At 37.7% G+C, this 20,257-nt stretch carries 20 protein-coding genes; 15 read left to right on the top strand and 5 right to left on the bottom strand.

Going from position 1 to position 20,257, the window contains the following annotated elements:
• Nucleotides 1–46: 46 nt before the first annotated feature.
• Nucleotides 47–1,087, top strand: a complete 1,041-nt coding sequence (locus tag AC07YC_RS10000; RefSeq protein ID WP_494919231.1) for a beta-carotene 15,15'-monooxygenase — start codon at nucleotides 47–49, stop codon at nucleotides 1,085–1,087.
• 47 nt (nucleotides 1,088–1,134) lie between these two features.
• Here AC07YC_RS10000 and AC07YC_RS09995 read toward each other — a convergent pair whose 3' ends face one another.
• Nucleotides 1,135–1,599: a hypothetical protein gene (locus tag AC07YC_RS09995; protein ID WP_494919230.1), complete on the bottom strand. Its 465-nt coding sequence runs from the start codon at nucleotides 1,597–1,599 to the stop codon at nucleotides 1,135–1,137.
• Between the two features lie 263 nt (nucleotides 1,600–1,862).
• Here AC07YC_RS09995 and bioD point away from each other — a divergent pair, with 263 nt between their 5' ends.
• The 5 genes from bioD (at nucleotide 1,863) to AC07YC_RS09970 (ending at nucleotide 6,012) form a co-directional block, all read left to right on the top strand.
• Nucleotides 1,863–2,567, top strand: a complete 705-nt coding sequence (gene bioD, locus AC07YC_RS09990) for a dethiobiotin synthase (RefSeq protein WP_494919229.1) — start codon at nucleotides 1,863–1,865, stop codon at nucleotides 2,565–2,567.
• A complete protein-coding gene (gene bioA, locus AC07YC_RS09985) occupies nucleotides 2,548–3,924 on the top strand; it encodes an adenosylmethionine--8-amino-7-oxononanoate transaminase (protein WP_494919228.1) in 1,377 nt (458 codons plus the stop codon). Before bioD ends, bioA begins: the two co-directional genes overlap by 20 nt.
• Nucleotides 3,917–4,510, top strand: coding sequence for a biotin transporter BioY (locus AC07YC_RS09980; RefSeq protein ID WP_494919227.1), 594 nt, complete (start codon nucleotides 3,917–3,919; stop codon nucleotides 4,508–4,510). Before bioA ends, AC07YC_RS09980 begins: the two co-directional genes overlap by 8 nt.
• Nucleotides 4,507–5,502: a biotin synthase BioB gene (gene bioB / locus AC07YC_RS09975; RefSeq protein WP_494919226.1), complete on the top strand. Its 996-nt coding sequence runs from the start codon at nucleotides 4,507–4,509 to the stop codon at nucleotides 5,500–5,502. Before AC07YC_RS09980 ends, bioB begins: the two co-directional genes overlap by 4 nt.
• Before the next feature lie 387 nt (nucleotides 5,503–5,889).
• Nucleotides 5,890–6,012: a hypothetical protein gene (locus tag AC07YC_RS09970; RefSeq protein WP_008178200.1), complete on the top strand. Its 123-nt coding sequence runs from the start codon at nucleotides 5,890–5,892 to the stop codon at nucleotides 6,010–6,012.
• Nucleotides 6,013–6,057: 45 nt separating this feature from the next.
• On the opposite strand, the gene AC07YC_RS09965 is transcribed toward AC07YC_RS09970, so the two are convergent.
• The gene (locus AC07YC_RS09965) at nucleotides 6,058–6,645 is read right to left on the bottom strand and encodes a LysE family transporter (RefSeq protein ID WP_494919225.1); all 588 of its coding nucleotides are present in this window, start codon (nucleotides 6,643–6,645) and stop codon (nucleotides 6,058–6,060) included.
• A 116-nt stretch (nucleotides 6,646–6,761) separates the two neighbouring features.
• Between AC07YC_RS09965 and AC07YC_RS09960 the strand changes: the two genes are divergently transcribed.
• On the top strand, nucleotides 6,762–7,316 hold the full coding sequence (locus tag AC07YC_RS09960) for a helix-turn-helix domain-containing protein (protein WP_336635156.1): 555 nt from the start codon (nucleotides 6,762–6,764) through the stop codon (nucleotides 7,314–7,316).
• Nucleotides 7,317–7,361: 45 nt separating this feature from the next.
• Here AC07YC_RS09960 and AC07YC_RS09955 read toward each other — a convergent pair whose 3' ends face one another.
• Nucleotides 7,362–8,525: an aminotransferase-like domain-containing protein gene (locus AC07YC_RS09955; RefSeq protein ID WP_336635155.1), complete on the bottom strand. Its 1,164-nt coding sequence runs from the start codon at nucleotides 8,523–8,525 to the stop codon at nucleotides 7,362–7,364.
• A gap of 129 nt (nucleotides 8,526–8,654) precedes the next feature.
• On the opposite strand from AC07YC_RS09955, the gene AC07YC_RS09950 reads away from it, so the two are divergent.
• Nucleotides 8,655–10,052 (top strand): aminotransferase-like domain-containing protein, encoded by a 1,398-nt coding sequence (locus AC07YC_RS09950; protein WP_494919224.1) that lies wholly within the window; start codon nucleotides 8,655–8,657, stop codon nucleotides 10,050–10,052.
• 218 nt (nucleotides 10,053–10,270) lie between these two features.
• Here AC07YC_RS09950 and AC07YC_RS09945 read toward each other — a convergent pair whose 3' ends face one another.
• Together AC07YC_RS09945 and AC07YC_RS09940 are read right to left on the bottom strand one after the other, a co-directional pair.
• Nucleotides 10,271–10,792, bottom strand: coding sequence for a GNAT family N-acetyltransferase (locus tag AC07YC_RS09945; protein ID WP_494919223.1), 522 nt, complete (start codon nucleotides 10,790–10,792; stop codon nucleotides 10,271–10,273).
• Nucleotides 10,793–10,811: 19 nt separating this feature from the next.
• The gene (locus tag AC07YC_RS09940; protein WP_336635152.1) at nucleotides 10,812–11,357 is read right to left on the bottom strand and encodes a helix-turn-helix domain-containing protein; all 546 of its coding nucleotides are present in this window, start codon (nucleotides 11,355–11,357) and stop codon (nucleotides 10,812–10,814) included.
• Nucleotides 11,358–11,506: 149 nt separating this feature from the next.
• Between AC07YC_RS09940 and dsdA the strand changes: the two genes are divergently transcribed.
• From dsdA to AC07YC_RS09905, 7 genes are all read left to right on the top strand, one after another.
• Nucleotides 11,507–12,886, top strand: coding sequence for a D-serine ammonia-lyase (dsdA, locus tag AC07YC_RS09935; RefSeq protein ID WP_494919222.1), 1,380 nt, complete (start codon nucleotides 11,507–11,509; stop codon nucleotides 12,884–12,886).
• A gap of 329 nt (nucleotides 12,887–13,215) precedes the next feature.
• Nucleotides 13,216–14,706: a M81 family metallopeptidase gene (locus AC07YC_RS09930; protein WP_494919221.1), complete on the top strand. Its 1,491-nt coding sequence runs from the start codon at nucleotides 13,216–13,218 to the stop codon at nucleotides 14,704–14,706.
• 8 nt (nucleotides 14,707–14,714) lie between these two features.
• The gene (locus AC07YC_RS09925; RefSeq protein ID WP_336635150.1) at nucleotides 14,715–16,313 is read left to right on the top strand and encodes an ABC transporter substrate-binding protein; all 1,599 of its coding nucleotides are present in this window, start codon (nucleotides 14,715–14,717) and stop codon (nucleotides 16,311–16,313) included.
• 66 nt (nucleotides 16,314–16,379) lie between these two features.
• Nucleotides 16,380–17,297, top strand: a complete 918-nt coding sequence (locus AC07YC_RS09920; protein ID WP_336635149.1) for an ABC transporter permease — start codon at nucleotides 16,380–16,382, stop codon at nucleotides 17,295–17,297.
• A gap of 17 nt (nucleotides 17,298–17,314) precedes the next feature.
• Nucleotides 17,315–18,229, top strand: a complete 915-nt coding sequence (locus tag AC07YC_RS09915) for an ABC transporter permease (protein ID WP_336635148.1) — start codon at nucleotides 17,315–17,317, stop codon at nucleotides 18,227–18,229.
• A 19-nt stretch (nucleotides 18,230–18,248) separates the two neighbouring features.
• Entirely contained in the window at nucleotides 18,249–19,253 is a 1,005-nt protein-coding gene (locus AC07YC_RS09910) for an ABC transporter ATP-binding protein (RefSeq protein WP_494919220.1), read from the top strand.
• Nucleotides 19,250–20,248 carry an ABC transporter ATP-binding protein gene (locus AC07YC_RS09905; RefSeq protein ID WP_336635146.1) on the top strand — a complete coding sequence of 333 codons (999 nt, stop codon included), beginning with the start codon at nucleotides 19,250–19,252 and terminating at the stop codon, nucleotides 20,246–20,248. The genes AC07YC_RS09910 and AC07YC_RS09905 overlap by 4 nt, the downstream gene beginning before the upstream one ends.
• Nucleotides 20,249–20,257: the final 9 nt, after the last annotated feature.

The raw sequence follows: 20,257 nt of genomic DNA, 5'->3' as shown, positions 1-20,257 counted from the left end.
ACCATTTACAATAAAGTGAAATTAATAGGATGTAGGGGGCATTAGAATGATGGTTTTAAGGAAAAAGCAACATATATGGCTAGCCTTTTTATTCATCGTGTTAGTCAGCAATTATACGCTTTATAATACGGGGCTTGGTTCTTCCATCTTGCCAATTGATACAAATGGGGTTGTCCTAGGTTCCCTTATTGATTTAGTAGTCATCATACCTGTATTATGGATGCTTTATAAAGGGAAGTTTTCATTAAAGCAAGCCATTTTATTAGCCGCAATTGGCTGTCTTGCCGCACGTTTAATCATTCCGAAAGAGCATCTTCAGCCATTTGTGGCAGTCACGTGGGCAGGCTTTGCCATTGAAGGCATGATGATCGTATTAGAAATTTTTCTCATTGCTACCCTTGTACGCTATCTGCCAAGGGTTCTTGCTGATGTACGCGCCAGTTCATTACCGGATTTATTTTCATTTTCAAAAGCTGTGGAAAAACAAATACCGCAGCATCCTGTCATTCAAATGATTTGTTCCGATGTACTTGTCCTTTATTATGGATTTGCTAGCTGGAAACGACAAGAACGACCCGGTTTCACTTTGCATAAAAATTCAAGCTATATCGCTTTTCAACTGATGATTATCCACGGTATTGTGATTGAAACGATTGGCATTCACTGGTGGCTACATGAGAAGTCCATGATCCTTTCCATTATTTTGCTCATTTTTAATGTGTATTCAGTCATCTTTTTTATCGCAGATATGCAGGCGGTTCGATTAAACCCTATATACGTAACAGACGAGACAATATATATTTCACTAGGTTTAATGAAGCGTACAGAAATCGACTTTAATAAAATTGAAGAGGTCATAGAGGATAAGGTACAGGTAGAAGGGAGATTATCAAAGGATACCATAGATTTCGTGGCACGTGATTTTGGTGAAGCTTATCCTCACGTTATTTTAAAAATGAAAGAGCCAGTGGAAGTGACCTTTATGTTAGGCATTAAAAAAAGCTATCGTCAAGTAGCGATTAAAGTTGATCAGTCACAAGAATTTAAACAAATGCTTCAACTAAAAATGTCAAAGCATTTTGCCTAAATATATGTATCGCCAACGTTTTGAATAAAAACGTTGGCTTTTTTTATTTAATCAAGGTCTGCGATTGCTTGTAAAATGTCATCGCGGATGGCTTCCCAAAATTGCAGTTGAACCGAGTCGCAATACGTATAAAGCTCTTTATGCTGAATGTGATCGTATAGTGCGGCGATGTCTTCTTGATGGAAGGATAGTCGATGGTTGAGATTCGCTCGTTCTTCCTCCAAACAAAATAATTTAAAGATATCAGCCAGGCGCTCCAGTTTGGCTAGTTTCTTGGTCATCGCCTCATATTGTTTTTGGTGAAAACGTCCTACTGCAGAGGTCATCGAAATTTTTGCACGATGTTCCGCCTGAAGACTACGACACTCCTCCTGACGAATAGCTACACGATACCAAAATTCATAGCGAGTCGGTAATTCTCTTAGTTCATAGGTAAGCAATGATTTTAAAATTGTATGCACTCGTTCATATGTATCAATGCTTTTCTCTGTGTCTTTAAAAATCCCAAACATACAACCACCCCCATATAGTGTAATACTACACAGCTAGATAAAACTCCTTTCATTTAAGAAGTTTCTCCTACTTTATTTTATGAAAAAACATATTCAGTTGGTGCATTCCTTGAAAGGTCTAACTTTTCAAGAAGCTATGACAAGATTCTGTTATTTTTGTACAAGTTTCTGAGAAATTAAAGAATAGGCATTTACAACAAGAAAATAAATGTGTTAACTTTTAAAGTGTCTTAGGTTAACTTAAAAAGAGGGGGAGGTTAACAATGCAACATTTTTGGGTTGTCGGTACTGATACAGATGTTGGTAAGACGATTGTCACCACAATGTTGATGTGTCAATTGCAAAGGCTGGGGTTGAAAATTACACCTTTCAAACCTGTGCAAACAGGAGAGGTATACGACAATTTGCATAGCTATTATGCTGATACGGCTATGTATGAAAAGTATTCCTTGCAAGCTTTAAATAAAGAGCATATGAATGGCTATTCGTTTAAGGAAGCCGCATCGCCTCATTTTGCTGCTCAACTGGAGGGACAGCAAATTGATGTAGAAAATCTTTTACAGCGTATTCAATGCTTACAAGAATGCTACGATGTCGTTATAGCTGAGGGAGCAGGTGGATTGTTTGTGCCTTTAGATGTTCAACAAAGCATCACACTGCTCGATGTCATTGTTAGTAGCAAATTGCCAGTAGTGCTTGTTACTAGGACATCCCTTGGGACAATCAATCACACCTTGTTAACGATGGAGGCATTGCAGTCACGCCAGATTGACGTACTTGGCATTGTTTTTAATGGTGACACGGGCAGTATGATGGAACAGGACAATATAAAAACGATTTTACAGTATCACCCTTTGCCCTATGCGGTTATTCCACGTCTTCAGGACATTTCACAGCTAGTGAATATCAACATTACACACACAACATTATTTGAAAGGCTTTATGGAAATGATACGAGAAATAACTGACTTACAAGCTAGAGATTTACAGCATATTTGGCATCCGTGCTCGCAAATGAAAGATTACGAAGCATTTCCGCCAATCGTCATACAAAAAGGACAGGGTGTGTGGCTTTATGATGAGCATGATAAACGCTATTTGGACGCAGTTTCCTCATGGTGGGTAAATTTATTTGGACATGCCAATCCACGGATCAGTCAAGCCTTAAGTCATCAAGCCTTTACGTTGGAGCATACGATTTTTGATAATTTTACACATGAACCAGCTATTCGGTTAGCTGAAAAACTAGTCGCTTTAGCACCACCTGGTTTACATAAAGTGTTTCTTGCGGATAACGGCTCTTCTGCCGTTGAAGTGGCATTGAAAATGAGCTTTCAATACCATATGCAAACTGGAAAACAAACAAAGACTAGATTTCTAGCGTTTACAGATGCGTATCATGGTGAAACCATTGGTGCTTTATCTGTAGGAGGGGTAGGACTGTACAATGAAGTATTTGAGCCACTTTTATTGGATACTGTACGTGCCCAGGGGCCGGATTGTTTCCGTTGCCCGTTTCAGAAAGTACCAGAAAGCTGTGATGCACCATGCAGTCAATTCGTAGAAGAACAGCTCAAGATGCATCATGAGGAAATCGCCGCAGTTATTATAGAACCACTTATTCAGGCAGCAGCAGGGATGAAAATGTATCCACCCATTTATTTAAAACGGCTTCGAGCATTATGCTCACAATACGATGTTCATCTAATTGCTGATGAAATAGCTGTTGGATTCGGTCGTACAGGAACGATGTTTGCCTGTGAGCAGGCGAATATCACACCTGATTTTATGTGTTTATCCAAGGGCATAACAGGCGGCTATTTACCATTATCCGCTGTCCTCACAAGTAATGAAGTGTATAACGCATTTTATGATGAATATGGGACAATGAAAGCATTTTTACATTCTCATAGCTATTCTGGTAATACATTGGCATGTCGTGTGGCGCTGGAAGTATTAACAATATTTGAAGAAGAGCAAATAATGGACATGATTCAACGCAAGGGGCAACAAATGCGAGAGCTAGCAATGGCAGCATTTGATGATATGCCTTATGTGGGTGAATACCGACAAGTTGGTTTAGTGGGGGCTATAGAACTTGTTGCAGACCGTCAGACGAAGGAGCCATTTGCAAGTGAAGAACGAATTGGTTACCAAATTTATCAACAAGCATTAGTAAAAGGTCTACTCATACGACCTCTTGGCAATATTTTGTATTTTATGCCACCTTATATCATTTCAAATGAAGAAATGACGTTCATGATGAAAACAACGAAAGAAACGATTGAACAATTTTTCAAAGATAGGGGGGAGGAGGTTGATTAACCGTCATTCTACATTAGCATTAGTCATGATTGCCATGTTCGCTGCCTTAACGGCGATCGGGGCGTTTATTAAAATTCCATTACCGATTGTCCCTTTTACTTTACAAATTGTTTTCGTTTTTTTAGCAGGATGTTTACTAGGTAGTCGCAATGGTTTATATAGTCAGCTTGTTTATATCGGTGTTGGCTTAGTAGGGCTACCTGTTTTTACGCAGGGCGGAGGCATTACTTATGTGTTACAGCCCACATTCGGCTATCTTATTGGCTTTGCACTTGCCGCGTATGTAATTGGAATGATTGTTGAGAGAATTGAAAAGCCAACGAAAAAGCATTTTATTGGGGCGACAATTTTGGGGCTTTTCATTGTATATGCTGTAGCTGTTCCATATTTATATATAGCTTTAAACTTCTGGTTAGATATGAAAACAAGCTGGTCACATGTTTTTGTTGTTGGCTTTGTAAGCAGTATCATTGCTGATTTTGGCTTAGCTATTTCAGCTGGCTTATTAGCAGAGAAATTATATAAAGTATTTCATTCAGCTAGAAGAGTAAGTATTTCTCAAGGGGAAGGGGAGACGATGATATGAATTTTTTACAGGTAGCACAGGAAGTAATTGACGGCAAAATTATTAGCAATGAGGAGGCACTTGCTATTTTAAATAGTAAGGATGATGAGCTATTACAACTGATGGATGGTGCCTTTGCTATTCGTCGACATTATTATGGTAAAAAAGTAAAGCTGAATATGATTATGAATGCTAAAAGCGGCTACTGCCCAGAGGATTGTGGCTATTGTTCTCAATCCTCTAAATCAACAGCACCTATTGAAAAATATCCTTTTATTACGAAAGAGGAAATCTTGGCTGGTGCGAAACGAGCATTTGACAATAAGATTGGAACGTATTGTATAGTGGCAAGTGGTCGTGGGCCGACACGGAAGGACGTCAATGTCGTAAGCGAGGCAGTTGCTGAAATTAAAGAAAAATATGGCTTGAAGGTTTGTGCCTGCCTTGGCTTGCTAAAAGAAGAACAGGCACAGCAATTAAAGGAGGCAGGGGTGGATCGCTACAACCATAATTTGAATACCTCTGAGCGTCACCATTCATTCATTACGACATCACATACGTATGAGGATCGTGTCAATACGGTAGAGATTGTTAAAAAACATGGTATTTCTCCATGCTCGGGCGCCATTATTGGGATGAAGGAAACTCGGGAGGATGTCGTCAATATTGCGCGTGCCCTCCATCAATTAGATGCAGATTCGATTCCTGTTAACTTTTTAAATGCGATTGACGGCACAAAGCTGGAAGGGACAAGGGACCTAAATCCACGGTATTGTTTAAAGGTCTTGGCATTATTCCGATACCTCAATCCAACAAAGGAAATTCGAATTTCGGGTGGACGTGAAATCAATCTTGGCTCTCTACAGCCACTGGGCCTCTATGCAGCGAATAGTATATTTGTGGGGGATTATTTAACAACTACAGGCCAGGAAGCCAATAGTGATTATCGTATGCTGGAGGATTTAGGCTTTGAGATTGAGTTAACGCAAAAGCAAGAAGCAGCATTTTGTTAGGCTTGAGAAATAAAAATCTACTACGACAGAGAACCGTGCACTCGTACGGATTTTTGCTTAAGATGGATAGAGTTGTAATGATGTTCGATCACTAGAAAGAAGCTGCGGATAAAGCTGAAATGCAATGGATAGAGAGCGAAAAATGACAGATAAACCTAACATCTAAAACCGGTTTTATACCTAAAAATTAAAGAAATTCACAAATTGTTCAATGTAAGCGGTTTGAAATTGAACAGTTTGTGAAGACCTTCACATAAAGCTTTCTTTTTCAAAAATTCAGCGTAAAATAAGAATCAAGTAAGGAATTGTTGTAAAACAGTTGACGAGTAGTCTCACAAATTTTAGTGATTGTTATAGTATAAAAAATAAGAGAAGGGAGCTTTTTACATGTGGGTTATTACAGTATTTGATAAAAAGGATGTTCGAATTTTTGAGTATGCAAACAAAAATGAGGCAACAGAGGCGTTAGCGAAGTTCAAAAAAAATGCGGTTTTAACATATACAAAATAAAAGTTCTTTTTTTACTACAGCCCTCGACAGTTGAGGGCTGTTTTTTTAATGAACAACAATTGAAAAGGCACTATACACTAGTAATAAAGCCATGATGATATTAAACATTTGTCGATGTTGTTGCAATACCTTTTGGAAAACGGACCCACATAATGCCCAACTAAATGTACTAATGATCCCAATGAAGCCTAAAAAGATGGAGAACAGTAGATAGCTTATGTAGGAAGAATTATAAGGAAGGATGTAGGTAGCAACTACGGTAATCCCAAATAGTATTCCTTTTGGATTGATAAATTGTAAGAAGGTTCCTATAAAAAATAAGTTCCGTTTGTCTTCTACCTCATTGCTTTCCTCCGGCTCTTTACTTGTCACAATTTTAAAGGCTAAATAAAGCATATAGCCGACACCAAAAATGGTTAAGGGCAATTTAATGGTCGGTAAAATATTTAGCATGACGATGTTGAAAAAGCTGCTCAGAGCAATAATGATAAAAAAACCAATTCCCACACCAAAACAGAAGGGCAACGTTTTTGATAAGCCATGCTGTTTGGCAAATACCATGGCCATAAAGTTGTTAGGGCCAGGAGTGAAGCTTGTAATCGTAATAAAAACCAAAAAGGAAAATATAGGCAAGGACAATCACCACCTTCAATTTGTATGTTATAATGTCCGAAACAGACATTATAACGTTGTTTGTTTTATTATACATAACGTGCGTTATATTGTACATATATAAAAGGAGATTAAATATGGATGATATTCAACTGATTTTTGCTCGAAATTTAAAGGCTATTCGTGAGAGAGAGAAATTAAGCCTAGAGAAGGTTTCACAACTAAGCGGGGTTAGTAAAGCCATGATTGGACAAATTGAAAGAGGGGAATCGAGCCCCACATTAACTACCATTTGGAAAATAGCTAATGGGTTAAAGGTTTCTTTCACCGAGCTTATTCATCAACCGCAAGCAGAAACAAAGCTCATCTTAGGCAAGGATATTCATGCATTAGAGGAAGATAACGGGAAATATATCGTCTACCCTCATTTTCCTTTTCAAAAGGATAGCCGCTTTGAAATTTATAGTATCGAGATAAAGGAGAATGGAACATTACACGCTGAGGCGCATAGAGAAGGAACGGAGGAATATTTAACCGTTTTTGATGGGGAATTAATTATGCGAATACAAGATAAGGACTATCGATTAGCAAGCGGTGATGCCATCCGTTTTAAAGCTGATCGCCCCCACACATATATCAACCCCGGGGAGACTTTAACACGTCTCAGCATGACCATCTATTATCCACATTAATAAACCGTATAAACGCCTTCAAAGCGTTTATACGGTTTCATTTTTTTACAGTATACTTGCTAAACGTTTAATACCCTCGCGGATTACTTCAGGTGTTGCATTTGTATAGTTTAATCGCATTGTGTTCACGTTCGTTTTCGATGTATAGAATGGATCACCAGGCACGAAGGCAACCTTTTGTTCCATCGCTTTTTGGAATACATCAAGGGCTGACGTACCATCCTTCATTGTTGCCCAAATGAACATGCCTCCCTCAGGTCGTGTGTACTCAACATGGGCAGGGAAAAACTCTTGCATCGCATCTAGCATCGCTTCTGATTGATTTTTATATAAGCTAATTATTTTATTAACATGCTCCGTGTAATCATTACTTGCTAAATAATCATAGATAACATATTGCGAGAAAATATTTGTATGAAGATCAGAAGCTTGCTTAGCTGTTTCGATATGCTGTAAAAGCTCTTTATTTTTTGTAATAATAAACCCAAGACGCATGCCAGGTGTGACCGTCTTAGAGAAAGAACCTAGTAAAATACTATTTTCTAATTTACCAGCGCCGATATAAGGAAGTGGCTCGCCTTGGAAACGTAGCTCGCCATAAGGATCATCCTCAATTAAAGCAACATCATACTTGGCAACCAATTCGTATATTTGCTCACGCTTTTCTTTCGAGTATGTGAGACCCGTTGGATTTTGGAAGTTTGGTACTGTGTAAATAAATTTTACATTTGGTTGTTGTAGGGCTTGCTCTAATTCTTCCAGATTAAGACCATCGTTTTCTAGTGTCACCCCATGGAAGGTTGGTTCAGCTAATGTAAAGGCTTGGATAGCTCCTAAGTAACCAGGCTCTTCGATAATAATGCCATCGCCCTTATTAATAAGCACTTTACCAATTAATTCAAGTGCTTGCTGTGAACCTGTTGTAATAAAGACGTCGTCAGCATGAATATCAAGCCCGTGGATACGTTGATACTTCGCAGCGATGTACTCACGTAATGGTGCATAACCTTGTGTTGAAGAATACTGAAATAGGCGGCTACCATTTTTGGTGATAGCTTGATCTACTGATGCTCTTAACGCATCAATTGGGAAAGAAATTGGGTTTGGAAGCCCACCTGCAAAGGAAATGACATCCTCTGCATCTGTCACTTTCAAAATATTTCGAATAAATGAGGATGGAGTATTTAAGATTCTTTCAGAATATTGCATAATGATCGGTCCTTTTTTTCTGATTTTTTAAAAATTATATCATTGTCATCGGTTGCATACAATATTATCATTGTATGCAAGACAATTAAACTATTGTATGCAAATTAATAGAAAGAAGGCGCTTTGCGAATGCCTATTAATTCATTTGATGCGTATCCTATGAGTTGGAAGCCAGATATTAGTAATAGCACGGCTCCATTATATATAGCCATTGCACAACAGCTAGAGCTAGACATTAAAGAAGGAAAGCTAACGCCAGGAACAAAATTGCCACCACAACGAGAATTAGCTGATTTTTTAGATGTGAATTTAAGCACGATTACACGTGCATTTAAGCTCTGTGGACAAAAGGGATTAATATATGCCTCAATTGGTAGTGGCACATTTGTTTCAACGGATGCAGCTAGCAATAAAATTTTATTGCCTACAAACCGTACGACGCCGATTATTGAAATGGGCTCCGTACTACCAGATAACTTTGTCAATGAGGACATTACTCGTTATATGAAAAAAATGGTAGGTGAACCTAGCTTTCCTAAACTATTTCAATATGGACGACCTGAGGGTACTGCTTGGCAAAATGAGGCCGTGCTCAAGCTCTTCGAATTGGTAAATTTTCAAACAGATCAGCCCATTTTGCTTGGAGCTGGCGGACAAAATGCCATTGTCGGAACACTTGCGGCATTATTCCAGCCAGGCGATCGAATTGGGACAGACCCCGTTACTTATGCTGGGATGAAAACTGCTGCCAATATGCTAGGTATACAGCTTGTCGCTATACAACAATGCCAGGGTGAAATGACAAAAGAAGGACTGTTGTATGCTTGTAAAAATGAACATATTAAGGGCATTTATGTCATCCCTGATTTTCATAATCCAACTACACATACGATGTCGGTAGAAACAAGAAAAATGATCGCAGAAGTAGCAAGACAGAAAAATTTGCTTGTCATTGAGGATGCAATTTATAGCTTTCTTAAGGAAAAACCATATGCTCCGATTGCTTCCTATGCACCTGATAAAGTGATCTATATTGCTAGTCTGTCGAAAACGATCTCACCAGGGTTACGACTATCCTTTATTGTCACACCTCCTGCATTTCGTAAAAAAATAATGGAAACTCTCTATAATATCAATATATCAGTCTCTCCAATTATGCTAGAGCTTGCAGCAAGATTAATACATGAAGGGGTCGCGCAAACCATATTGGAAAAACATCGAGCATACGCAAAACAACAAAATGCTCTTGTTAATCATTATTTAGCAGAGTATCACATTCTAGGTGATGACGAATGTATTTTCAGATGGCTCCTATTGCCAGACAAATTTACAGGCGTACAATTTGAATTGCTGGCCTCGAAAGCGGGTGTACAGGTCTATGCTGCAGAACGCTTTGCAGTCGGCAATGCAAAGCCTGTGAATGCTGTGCGTATGGCTATAGCAGCTCCAGAGTATCAGCTGGAGCAAGCATTAATCATCTTAAAGGATATTCTCGAAAGTAATGGTGACTATGCATTTGTTGATTAATCGTCTTCAAGCCATAGGAAGAGGTGTAGAGATATGAATGCAGAGTGTGGGATTCTTAGGTGGGCAATTCTATTGCAATTGTAGGAAAAAAATTTTTGTAAGCATACTAAATATTACACAACTATGATTAACCATGAGGGAAAAACATAAAAGTCCGTAGACAAACTCTTAAAATGTTAAGTTTGTCTATGGACTCATTTATGTATGGACAGCCAGACTTAAAAATCTAGCCTATAATAATATTCATGAGTTGTTATGTCCCCTGTAAACGTGTTTATTTTCCCAGTAAACGTAAACCCATAGGATGTATATAATTTTTTCGCTATTATATTTTCATCCTCTATCATCAATTCGATACTGCTTGCTTTCACACTATTTTTAAAATAGTTTAACATCGCTTCAAAACTTTGACGTCCCCATCCTTTACCTAAAAATTTATGATCGATCATAAACCGGCACATTGTCACTAAGTCAGGTGTTTTTTCGCTATGCTCATACATAAAGAAACCTATTAAAATCTCATCATGATAAAGGGACATAGGGTGCATATTTGAAGAATACTTGGATTCCGCTAAAGATACAGCATTACTACATATAAATTCTTCGTATAATGTTAATTTGCCATCTTTATTACTTGTTAACTCACAAACCTCCATATAATTTTCTTTGTTGATTTCTCTAATTGAAATAACCATGTTTACTCCTTGTCCATTAAATTGATATTTTTTGTCTGTATTCATACACATCTCTTTTAATGTATTAAAAAATAGGTGGAGTAACAGAAAATAATACAACTGCCACTGTATGAGAATTATTTTCCCATTTATGCTTCAAATTAGCTGGGATTTTCACACTATCACCAACTTCTAAACGATATTCTTCCTCACCCAAGTAAATGTTTATGCTTCCTTCTATAATAACTGCTATTTCCTCGCCTCTATGATCTAAAAGTTTCTCTGAGGAAGAAGTATTGGGTGGAACGGTCATAATGGCTGAAGCCAAATTACCTGTAAAATCAGGTGATAATAACTCATAGGACAAGTTATCTATAATCATTTTCTTGCGTTTATGGGATCTTACTACTAAAGCATCGGTATTTGTTTCTTCCATAAAAAAACTAAATGTTGGTACATCTAAAGTTTTTGCTAAGACTTTTAGTGTTTGAATGGATGGATTCGCTAGACCCCGTTCAATTTGGCTTAACATAGAAGGGGTAATACCAGCTAAGGCTGCTAATTCTCTATTGGTCAAATCCTTCATTTTTCTGTATTTCTCCACTTTCTTTCCAATATCAATATTCTCCATTTTGAAACTCCCTATCGTATGAATTAAAAATTATTTAACGTTATTCAATTTGATTTAACATAAACGGTAATTGTGTTAAACTTAATTAAATATTATTTAATTATATTTTATAACTAGAACTACTACAAGAAAAATGGGGGATTAGCTAGATGATGAAAAAAGATATACAAATATGGAAAGAACAATATCCATTATTCGATAAGCTTACAGTAATGGAGGAAGTATTTTGGATAAATCCGAATATGGAGATATTCCAATCAGGAATTAAAAAATCCCCTCTGAACGAAGCGGATGTAAGGGATGCGGAGGAACGGTTGGTACGCTTCGCTCCATATATAGCGAAGGTTTTTCCTGAAACAGAAGGCGCAGCTGGAATGATTGAATCTCCTTTAGTGGATGTTCCTGCTATGAAGCAATCATTACAGGACACTTTTCAGCAGCCGATTTTAGGTAACTTATTACTGAAATGTGATAGCCATCTTCCTATATCAGGATCTATCAAAGCTAGAGGGGGGATTTATGAAATTCTTAAGCATGCAGAGGATTTGGCTATTCAACATAATTTATTAACGGTCAATGATGATTATTCAATTTTGGCTAGTGAGAAGTTCCGATCTTTCTTCTCACACTATTCTATTGCAGTAGGCTCAACTGGGAATCTAGGGCTTAGTATTGGTATTATAAGCTCAAAATTGGGTTTTAATGTGACGGTTCACATGTCAGCAGATGCTAAGCAATGGAAAAAAGACTTGCTCAGAAATAATCATGTCACTGTTATTGAATATGAAGCTGATTATAGTAAAGCAGTAGAAGAAGGTCGAATTCAGGCAGAAAAGGACCCAACATGCTATTTTGTGGATGATGAAAATTCACATGATTTATTTTTAGGCTATGCGGTAGCTGCGTCACGCTTAAAAAAACAATTAGAGGATCTGCATATAACGATAGATCAGCATCATCCGTTAATGGTTTACCTTCCATGCGGTGTAGGTGGCGGTCCAGGGGGAATAGCTTTTGGCTTGAAGCTATTATTTGAAGATAATGTTCACTGTTTCTTTGCTGAACCTACTCACTCTCCTTGTATGCTACTCGGTTTAATGACAGGACTGCATGATCAAGTTTCTGTGCAAGAGATTGGCATTGATAATGTAACAGAGGCAGATGGACTTGCTGTAGGAAGACCATCTGGATTTGTTGGTAAGACTATAGAACCTTTTTTAAGTGGTAATTTTACTGTCAGCGATGAACAATTGTATAGATTACTGAAGGAGCTTGTCGATACTGAAGGCATTCATTTAGAACCATCAGCACTAGCTGGTATGTTAGGACCAATAAAATTATATAAAGAGGGTGCTGATTATTTAAGCAAGCTTCATTTAACAGAACAAATAATGAAAAACAGTACACATATTATTTGGGGAACTGGGGGGAGCATGGTTCCGGAAGAAATCATGAATCAATATTATCAAAAAGGTTTAAAGTTGGCGCTAGAAAACAAAATGGATGGACAAAACACAGATTCTCACTAGAAAAATGTGCTGGGCCTTTTCTATACTAGTTTTTTTGCAACTGAACATGGCGATCGCTATGTCCGGTTGCTTTTTTAGGTTTATGGGAGCAATAGTCAGTAGACTGTCGTCCTGTTGCATTCATTAAGCCATTACTAAAGAATCTTTTCATGTTAGCGCTAGTTGAACAGGTACATGAATCAATGTGAATTTCAATTCTGAAATTTTAGAAAAATTAAATAATAGTGTTGACAACTTTACCCAAAATAAATATGATTAAAAAAATAAAACATTTACTTTATTTTTGTTTTATTTTAAAGTGAATACTTCAAAAAAGGGTGGGTAAAATCATGAAAATCTTAATAGGCGAAATTGCACATGAGACAAACACGTTTGCTAATGGGAAAACAACTGTTGAGTCGTTTAAGGAATGGGAATGGATTCATGGCGACGAGATCTTACAGAAACATCGTAAAGTAAGAGATTACTTAGGTGGAATGATGGAACGAGCTGAAGAAACAGGAGTAGAAATCATTCCTTTATTTTCAGCATTTGCCATGCCTTCTGGAGTTATAACAAAAGAAACCTACAACGTGCTTCTTCAGGAGTTAACGAATTCAATTAAAGCTGTGAAAGAGTATGATGCCATTTGTCTTGCACTTCATGGTGCTGGTGTCGCGGAAGACGTTGATGATCTTGAAGGTGGTATATTATCGGCTATTAGAGAAGTTGTCGGGTATAAAATTCCTGTTGTCGTCACGCTAGACCTACACGGAAATATAACGGATCAGATGGTTCAAGAAGCAGATGTCCTATTGGGCGTTAATTTTTACCCACATGTTGATTGTTTTGAAAGAGGAATCGAGGCAATCGATATTACCCGAAAAATTCTTTCAGGTGAGCTTCAACCAAAAATGAGCCTAAAAAAACTCCCACTTATGATTCCTACCTCTACTACAAATTTACCACCAGCAAAAAATATCAATGAACTGTGCTGGGCACATGAAGTAAATGAAAAAATTATTGATTGCACATTCTTTCATGGCTTTCCTTACACGAATATACCTGAAGTTGGCGTTTCGGTGGTGACCGTCACTAATAATGACCAGGAGCTTGCAGATCAAACTGCAGAAGAAATTGCTTTGGAGATTTGGAATACAAAAGAGATGTTTTTTCCAGACATTATTAATCCAGATGAAGGCATTAAAAGAGCACTAAAAATAGAAGGAAAGCCAATTGTCATTAACGAAACTTCAGACAATCCTGGAGGGGGTACGCCAGGTGATGGTACTCATTTACTTTCAGCCATGATAAACGCAGATCTTAAAAATGCTTGCTTCAGTTTTATTTATGACCCTGAGGTAGTGAATATTGCTCATAATAGTGGAGTAGGAGCAACAATCGATGTATTACTAGGTGGCAAAACAGATGATTTACACGGAAAGCCGCTCAAGGTTACTGCTTATGTTAAAACTCTTGCAGATGGCCGATTTATCCAGTCTTCTCAAATGGGAAAAGGTGCAAAAGTAAATTATGGTAAGTCTGCAAGATTAGTAGTTGGCGACATTGATATTGTTGTTTGTTCCAAGAGATCCCAAACACTGGATGAACAAATCTTTTTATTACACGGGATTGATATTAGGTCCTATAAAATTGTCGCTTTAAAATCAAGTCAGCATTTCCGTGCCGGATTTGAACCCTTAGCCCATACAATCATTACCGTTGACTCACCTGGATTATCAAGTTTTAATCTGTTTTCTTTTGACCATACAAGACTTGCAAAAGAAGTTTATCCTTTTAGGAAAGATGTTGAATTTTTACAGAAAGATAAAGTTAAGTAAAGGGGAGGATGAAGGTGAAAAAGAAAACCAGCGGAATTAAATGTATCGTTATGGTAATGATTATGGTTATTTTAGCAGGCTGTACCCCAGATTCAAATGAACAAAGTGCTGGAAATGGCGATAGCAAATCAAGGAATACATTAGTCATCTCTTCTGTTCGTGAGCCGGATACAATTGATGTCCATAAAACAACTTGGGTTGATAATTCAACAGCTAATATTTATGACACATTGTTAAAAAGAGACCTGGAGGGAAATATAATACCTGGTCTTGCTGAAAAATATGACATTTCAGATGATGGTAAAATATGGACCCTTTATTTAGATGGAAATGTCAAGTTCCATTCTGGGGAACCGCTCACTGCTGAAGCGGTTAAAAAGACGTTTGAAAGGTTCCTTCAAAATTCAGCTGTCAAATTTATAGCTGGACCAGTAGACAAAATAGAAGCTGATGGACAGAAATTAATGATTTATTTCACAGAGCCTTTTGCACCTTTTGCCAGTGGATTAACTACCGCCTATTTAGCACCGATGGATCCTAAGGCACTTGATGAGTACGGTGAGGATTTTGGAAAAAAACCTTCAGCTTCAGGAATATTTAAATTTAAGGAAAGAGTACGTGGATCTTCTATTACTTACATGAAAAATGATGAATATAATTGGGGTCCTCCTTTTGTAGATAATAAGAGTGCACCAGGTTTTGATAAATATGAATTCCGTTTTATCACGGATGACGATACTAGAGTGCTAGAATTTAAGAAAGGTACCACACAGATTATGACCAGTGTGCCACCAAATTATATTAAAGAGCTTGAAGCAACAGAAGGTGTGAACATTGATAGTATGTTGGAACAAGGCATAACATACTTAGGCTTCAATAATAAAAAGCCAATGTTCCAAGACAAACGTGTTAGACAAGCGATTGCACTAGGTATCAATCGTGATCCACTCGTAGAATTTGCCTTGGAAGGCTATGCAAAACCACTCTTTGGACCGCTTCCTGAAAGCATACCAGGGTATAGTGGTAAGGTGGAAGAAGAGGCTAAACAAAAATATACTCGAAATGTGGAAAAAGCTAAATTGTTGCTAGAAGAAGCTGGGTGGAAGGACACAAATGGGGATGGCATTGTAGAGAAGGACGGAAAGCCTTTCTCATTTGAATTATGGTTATCTGATGAGCCAGTGATGCAAAGAATTGCCCAAATTCTGCAAGGCCAATTAAAAGAGATTGGGATTTTAGTTAATATTTCGGTTCAAGAGCCAGCGGCAATTACTGCAAACACACCAAAGGGGTTACATGATGCAATTCTAAATATGTATGGATGGTCAGATCCAGATATCTTATATATGCTTTTTGCAAAAGGAAGCTCATTAAGAATGCATTACGAACCTGAGGAATTACACAATTTACTCACGAAAGCACGTCAGACGATGGATACGGATGAGCGGATGGAAATTTATGAACAAGCGCAGCAATTCCTTGTGGAAGAATCTCCTTGGGTTCCGTTATTTGTACGTGAAAATGTAACCGCTTACCGTGACGTTAATGGATTTAAACAAAATCCTTATTCACAATCAATTATTTTCAATGATATCACTTCGAAATAAAAATTAACCTGTAAAGTTAGGGACCGCTCATCGCTAACTACCTTATTAAAAGGGGGGGATTAAAACTTGTCTAAATATATTTTGAATCGAACTCTTTCAATGTTTATTACTCTAATTGGTGTATCAATTTTAGTCTTTTTGATGATGCATTTCATACCGGGTGATCCCGTAACTTATATTCTAGGAGACTTTGCTTCAGAAGAGGCCATAGTTGAAATGAAAAAGACTTTAGGTTTAGACCAACCGCTTTTTATTCAATACATTGATTACATTAAAAATGTGTTGCAAGGGAACTTAGGGACTTCCTATATTACGGGCTTGACAGTGGGTGAAGAGATTATGGCTCGTTTTCCTATTACAGTACAACTAGCACTGTATAGTTTAATCATTGGATCCGTCATTGGAATTTTAATGGGTATTTTAGCAGCAGTGAAACAAAACACAATCTTTGACCAGCTAGCTATGGTGATTTCCTTAATAGGAATATCTGCACCAGGTTTTTGGATAGCATTATTCTTAATTTGGATGTTTTCCTACCAATTCAATATTTTTCCTATTTCTGGCTATCAAGGGTTTTACTCGTTAATTTTGCCATCTATAACACTGGGTTTAGGCTCAGCAGGCAATATAGCAAGAATGACGAGGTCTAGCATGCTTGAAGTCATTAAACAGGATTTTATGAGAACGGCTCAAGCTAAAGGGCTTGCCATGATTACTATGATTTTTAAACATGCCCTCCAAAATGCGATGATCCCAGTTATTACTTTAATTGGTCTACAGTTTGGTTTTCTATTAGCAGGTGCTGTAGTCATAGAAACTGTATTTGCACTACCGGGGTTAGGGAGTTTTTCTATTGAAGCCATTACTAAAAGGGATTTGCCAACCGTACAAGGGTTAGTTCTATTTATGGCATTTCTTTTTATTATAACTAATATGATCGTGGATCTCGTTTACAGTCTAGTAGATCCTCGTATTAAGTATTAGAAAGGGAGGCAAGTATTTTGAGTAGTTCAGCTCCTAAACTTACAGATTCAGAAACTAAATTTAATCCTCCTCACAATAAAGATTCTGAAGCAAAGTCTAAATCGTACTGGTCGATCGTGGGGAAAAGAATAATAACTAACAAAAGTGCTGTTAGTGGGGCATTTATCTTATTATTCTTCGTATCAATTTCCTTACTAGCTCCTTGGATAGCTCCACATCCAGTTGACGTAATGAATTTCGAACAAAGGTTTTTACCTCCAGGAGGACAATATTTTTTAGGGACAGATGATTTTGGGAGAGATATATTTTCAAGAATCTTATATGGTGGTCGGGTTTCCTTAATGATGGGGCTTGTTGCAGTGCTAATCGCAGGTGTTATCGGTGTCATTTTAGGGGTGATAGCAGGCTATTATCGTAAATTTGATATTTATATTATGCAGGTTATGGATATTTTACTGGCTTTTCCTTCACTCCTTCTAGCCATCGCTATTATTGCTGTACTTGGGGTCGGATTAACGAACGCGATGATTGCAGTCGCAATTTCGGCAATACCTTCGTATGTAAGGGTAGTTCGAGCATCGGTTTTATCAATAAGAGAAAAAGAATATATAGAGGCAGTTAAGGCACTTGGCGTTTCAGATTTTAAAATCATTGTAAAGCACGTATTGCCCAATGTCCTATCACCAGTAATTGTTTTATCCAGCTTACAATTTGGAACTAGTATTCTAGTAGCTGCAGCATTAAGCTTTTTGGGGCTCGGTGCTCAGCCTCCAACTCCTGAATGGGGTTCGATGGCTTACGTCGGGAAAGCTTTTTTAGGGCAGGCTTGGTGGATGTCTCTATTCCCAGGTATGGCCATTATGTTAGTCGTCCTTGGTTTTAATCTGCTAGGTGATGGATTGCGTGATGCATTAGATCCAAGGCAAAAATAACTGCTTGGGAGTGAAAAATATGGGAACGGATCTCGTAAAAGATGAAGCGCTTCTGAGAGTGGAAGACCTATCTATTAAATTTAAAACGGGGAAGAGAGATTTTGTCAATGCGGTGAGTCAGGTGAACTTTACTATTAATAAAGGTGAAACACTTGCTTTGGTGGGGGAATCTGGATGTGGAAAAAGTGTTACGTCCCTTTCCATCATGAGATTAATAGCAAATGGTGTTGGTGAAATTGAAGGGAAAATTCTTTTCAAAGATATGGATTTTAATCAAATATCTGAAAAGAAAATGCGTTCGATTCGGGGGAAAGATGTTTCAATGATATTCCAGGAGCCTATGACATCCTTAAATCCTGTTCATAGAATTGGCAGGCAAATTAGTGAGGTTATTAAGATCCATACAGATGCCACAGGGGATGAGTTAAAAAAGCAAACGGTAGATATATTAAAAAAGGTTGGCATTCCACGTCCGGAAAAAATTGTTCACGAATATCCACATCAACTTTCTGGAGGAATGAGACAAAGGATCATGATTGCGATGGCGATGGCGTGTAATCCCAGCCTATTAATTGCGGATGAGCCGACAACAGCATTAGATGTAACAATACAAGCCCAGATTTTAGACTTAATGAATGATCTCAAAACTAACTACGATACAGCCATACTATTAATCACGCATGATTTAGGTGTTGTAGCGGAAATGGCTGATCGGGTGATGGTTATGTATTATGGACAAATTGTTGAAGAAGCACATGTGAAAACGATCTATAAAAACCCAAAACATCCTTATACGATAGGTCTATTAAATTCTATTCCTAGTCTTGAAGATGAGCAGGATAAGCTGCAACCAATCGAAGGCAATGTACCGAATATTGGAGAAGTAACGAAAGGATGTCCATTCTTTTCTCGGTGCGTCCAAGCTCATTCAAAATGTTTTGAAAGCAACCCACCTCTCATAAAAACGAATAATGAACACTCCGTTAGATGTTGGCTATATAGTAAGGAGGAGGCATTCGCATGAGTGAAGTATTGCTAGAAGTTCAAAATCTAAAAACCTATTTTCCAATCAATAAAAGTTTTTTTTCAAAAAATAAGGACTATGTCAAAGCTGTTGATGGCGTTACTTTCAAGCTATTTAAAGGAGAAACATTAGGAATTGTTGGAGAAAGCGGCTGTGGCAAGTCTACAACTGGAAGAAGTATTTTAAAATTAATTGAACCAACAAGTGGAAACATCCTATTTGAAGGCAAAGATGTTCTAAGCTTGAGCAGGCAGGAATTGAGAAAGCTCAGAAAACAAATGCAAATTGTTTTCCAAGATCCATTTGCTTCTTTAAATCCTCGCCTACGAATCTCTTCTATTTTAGAAGAAGCACTGTTAACACATGGAATAGGAGCGACTAAAAAAGAAAGAAGACAGAAAGTAATAGAGATTCTGCAAATGGTAGGGTTAGGTGCTTTTCATGCAGATCGATATCCTCACGAATTTAGTGGAGGGCAAAGACAAAGAATTGGTATCGCCCGAGCTATCGCGGTTGGCCCTTCACTTATCATCGCAGATGAGCCAGTTTCCGCCTTAGATGTATCTGTACAGGCACAAATACTTAACCTGTTTCAAAGCCTCCAGAAAGAATTAGGACTAACATATATTTTTATTGCTCATGATTTAAGTGTTGTAAAACACATTAGTGACAGAATTGGAGTTATGTATCTAGGGAGAATGGTAGAGTTTGCCGATAAAAACCAATTATTTGCTGACCCTCTTCATCCATATACAAAGTCCCTTATGTCTTCTGTTCCTATCCCAAATCCTGAAAGTGAAAAAAAAGACCGGATTATTTTAACTGGTGATGTTCCAAATCCGGTAAATCCTCCTCTTGGTTGTACTTTCCATCCACGGTGCTTCGCATGTATGGAGGTTTGTAGGATAAAAAAACCTCGAAACATAGAAGTTAAACCGGGACATTTTGTAGCTTGTCATTTGTTTGAGCCAGAAAGAATGGAAGTAAGAGACTAAAAGTAATTT

Source organism: Lysinibacillus sp. GW247-5R2A (genome assembly GCF_059424475.1).
Note: the sequence above shows the minus strand (reverse complement) of the source record. Positions and strands in the feature narration are given on the sequence as shown.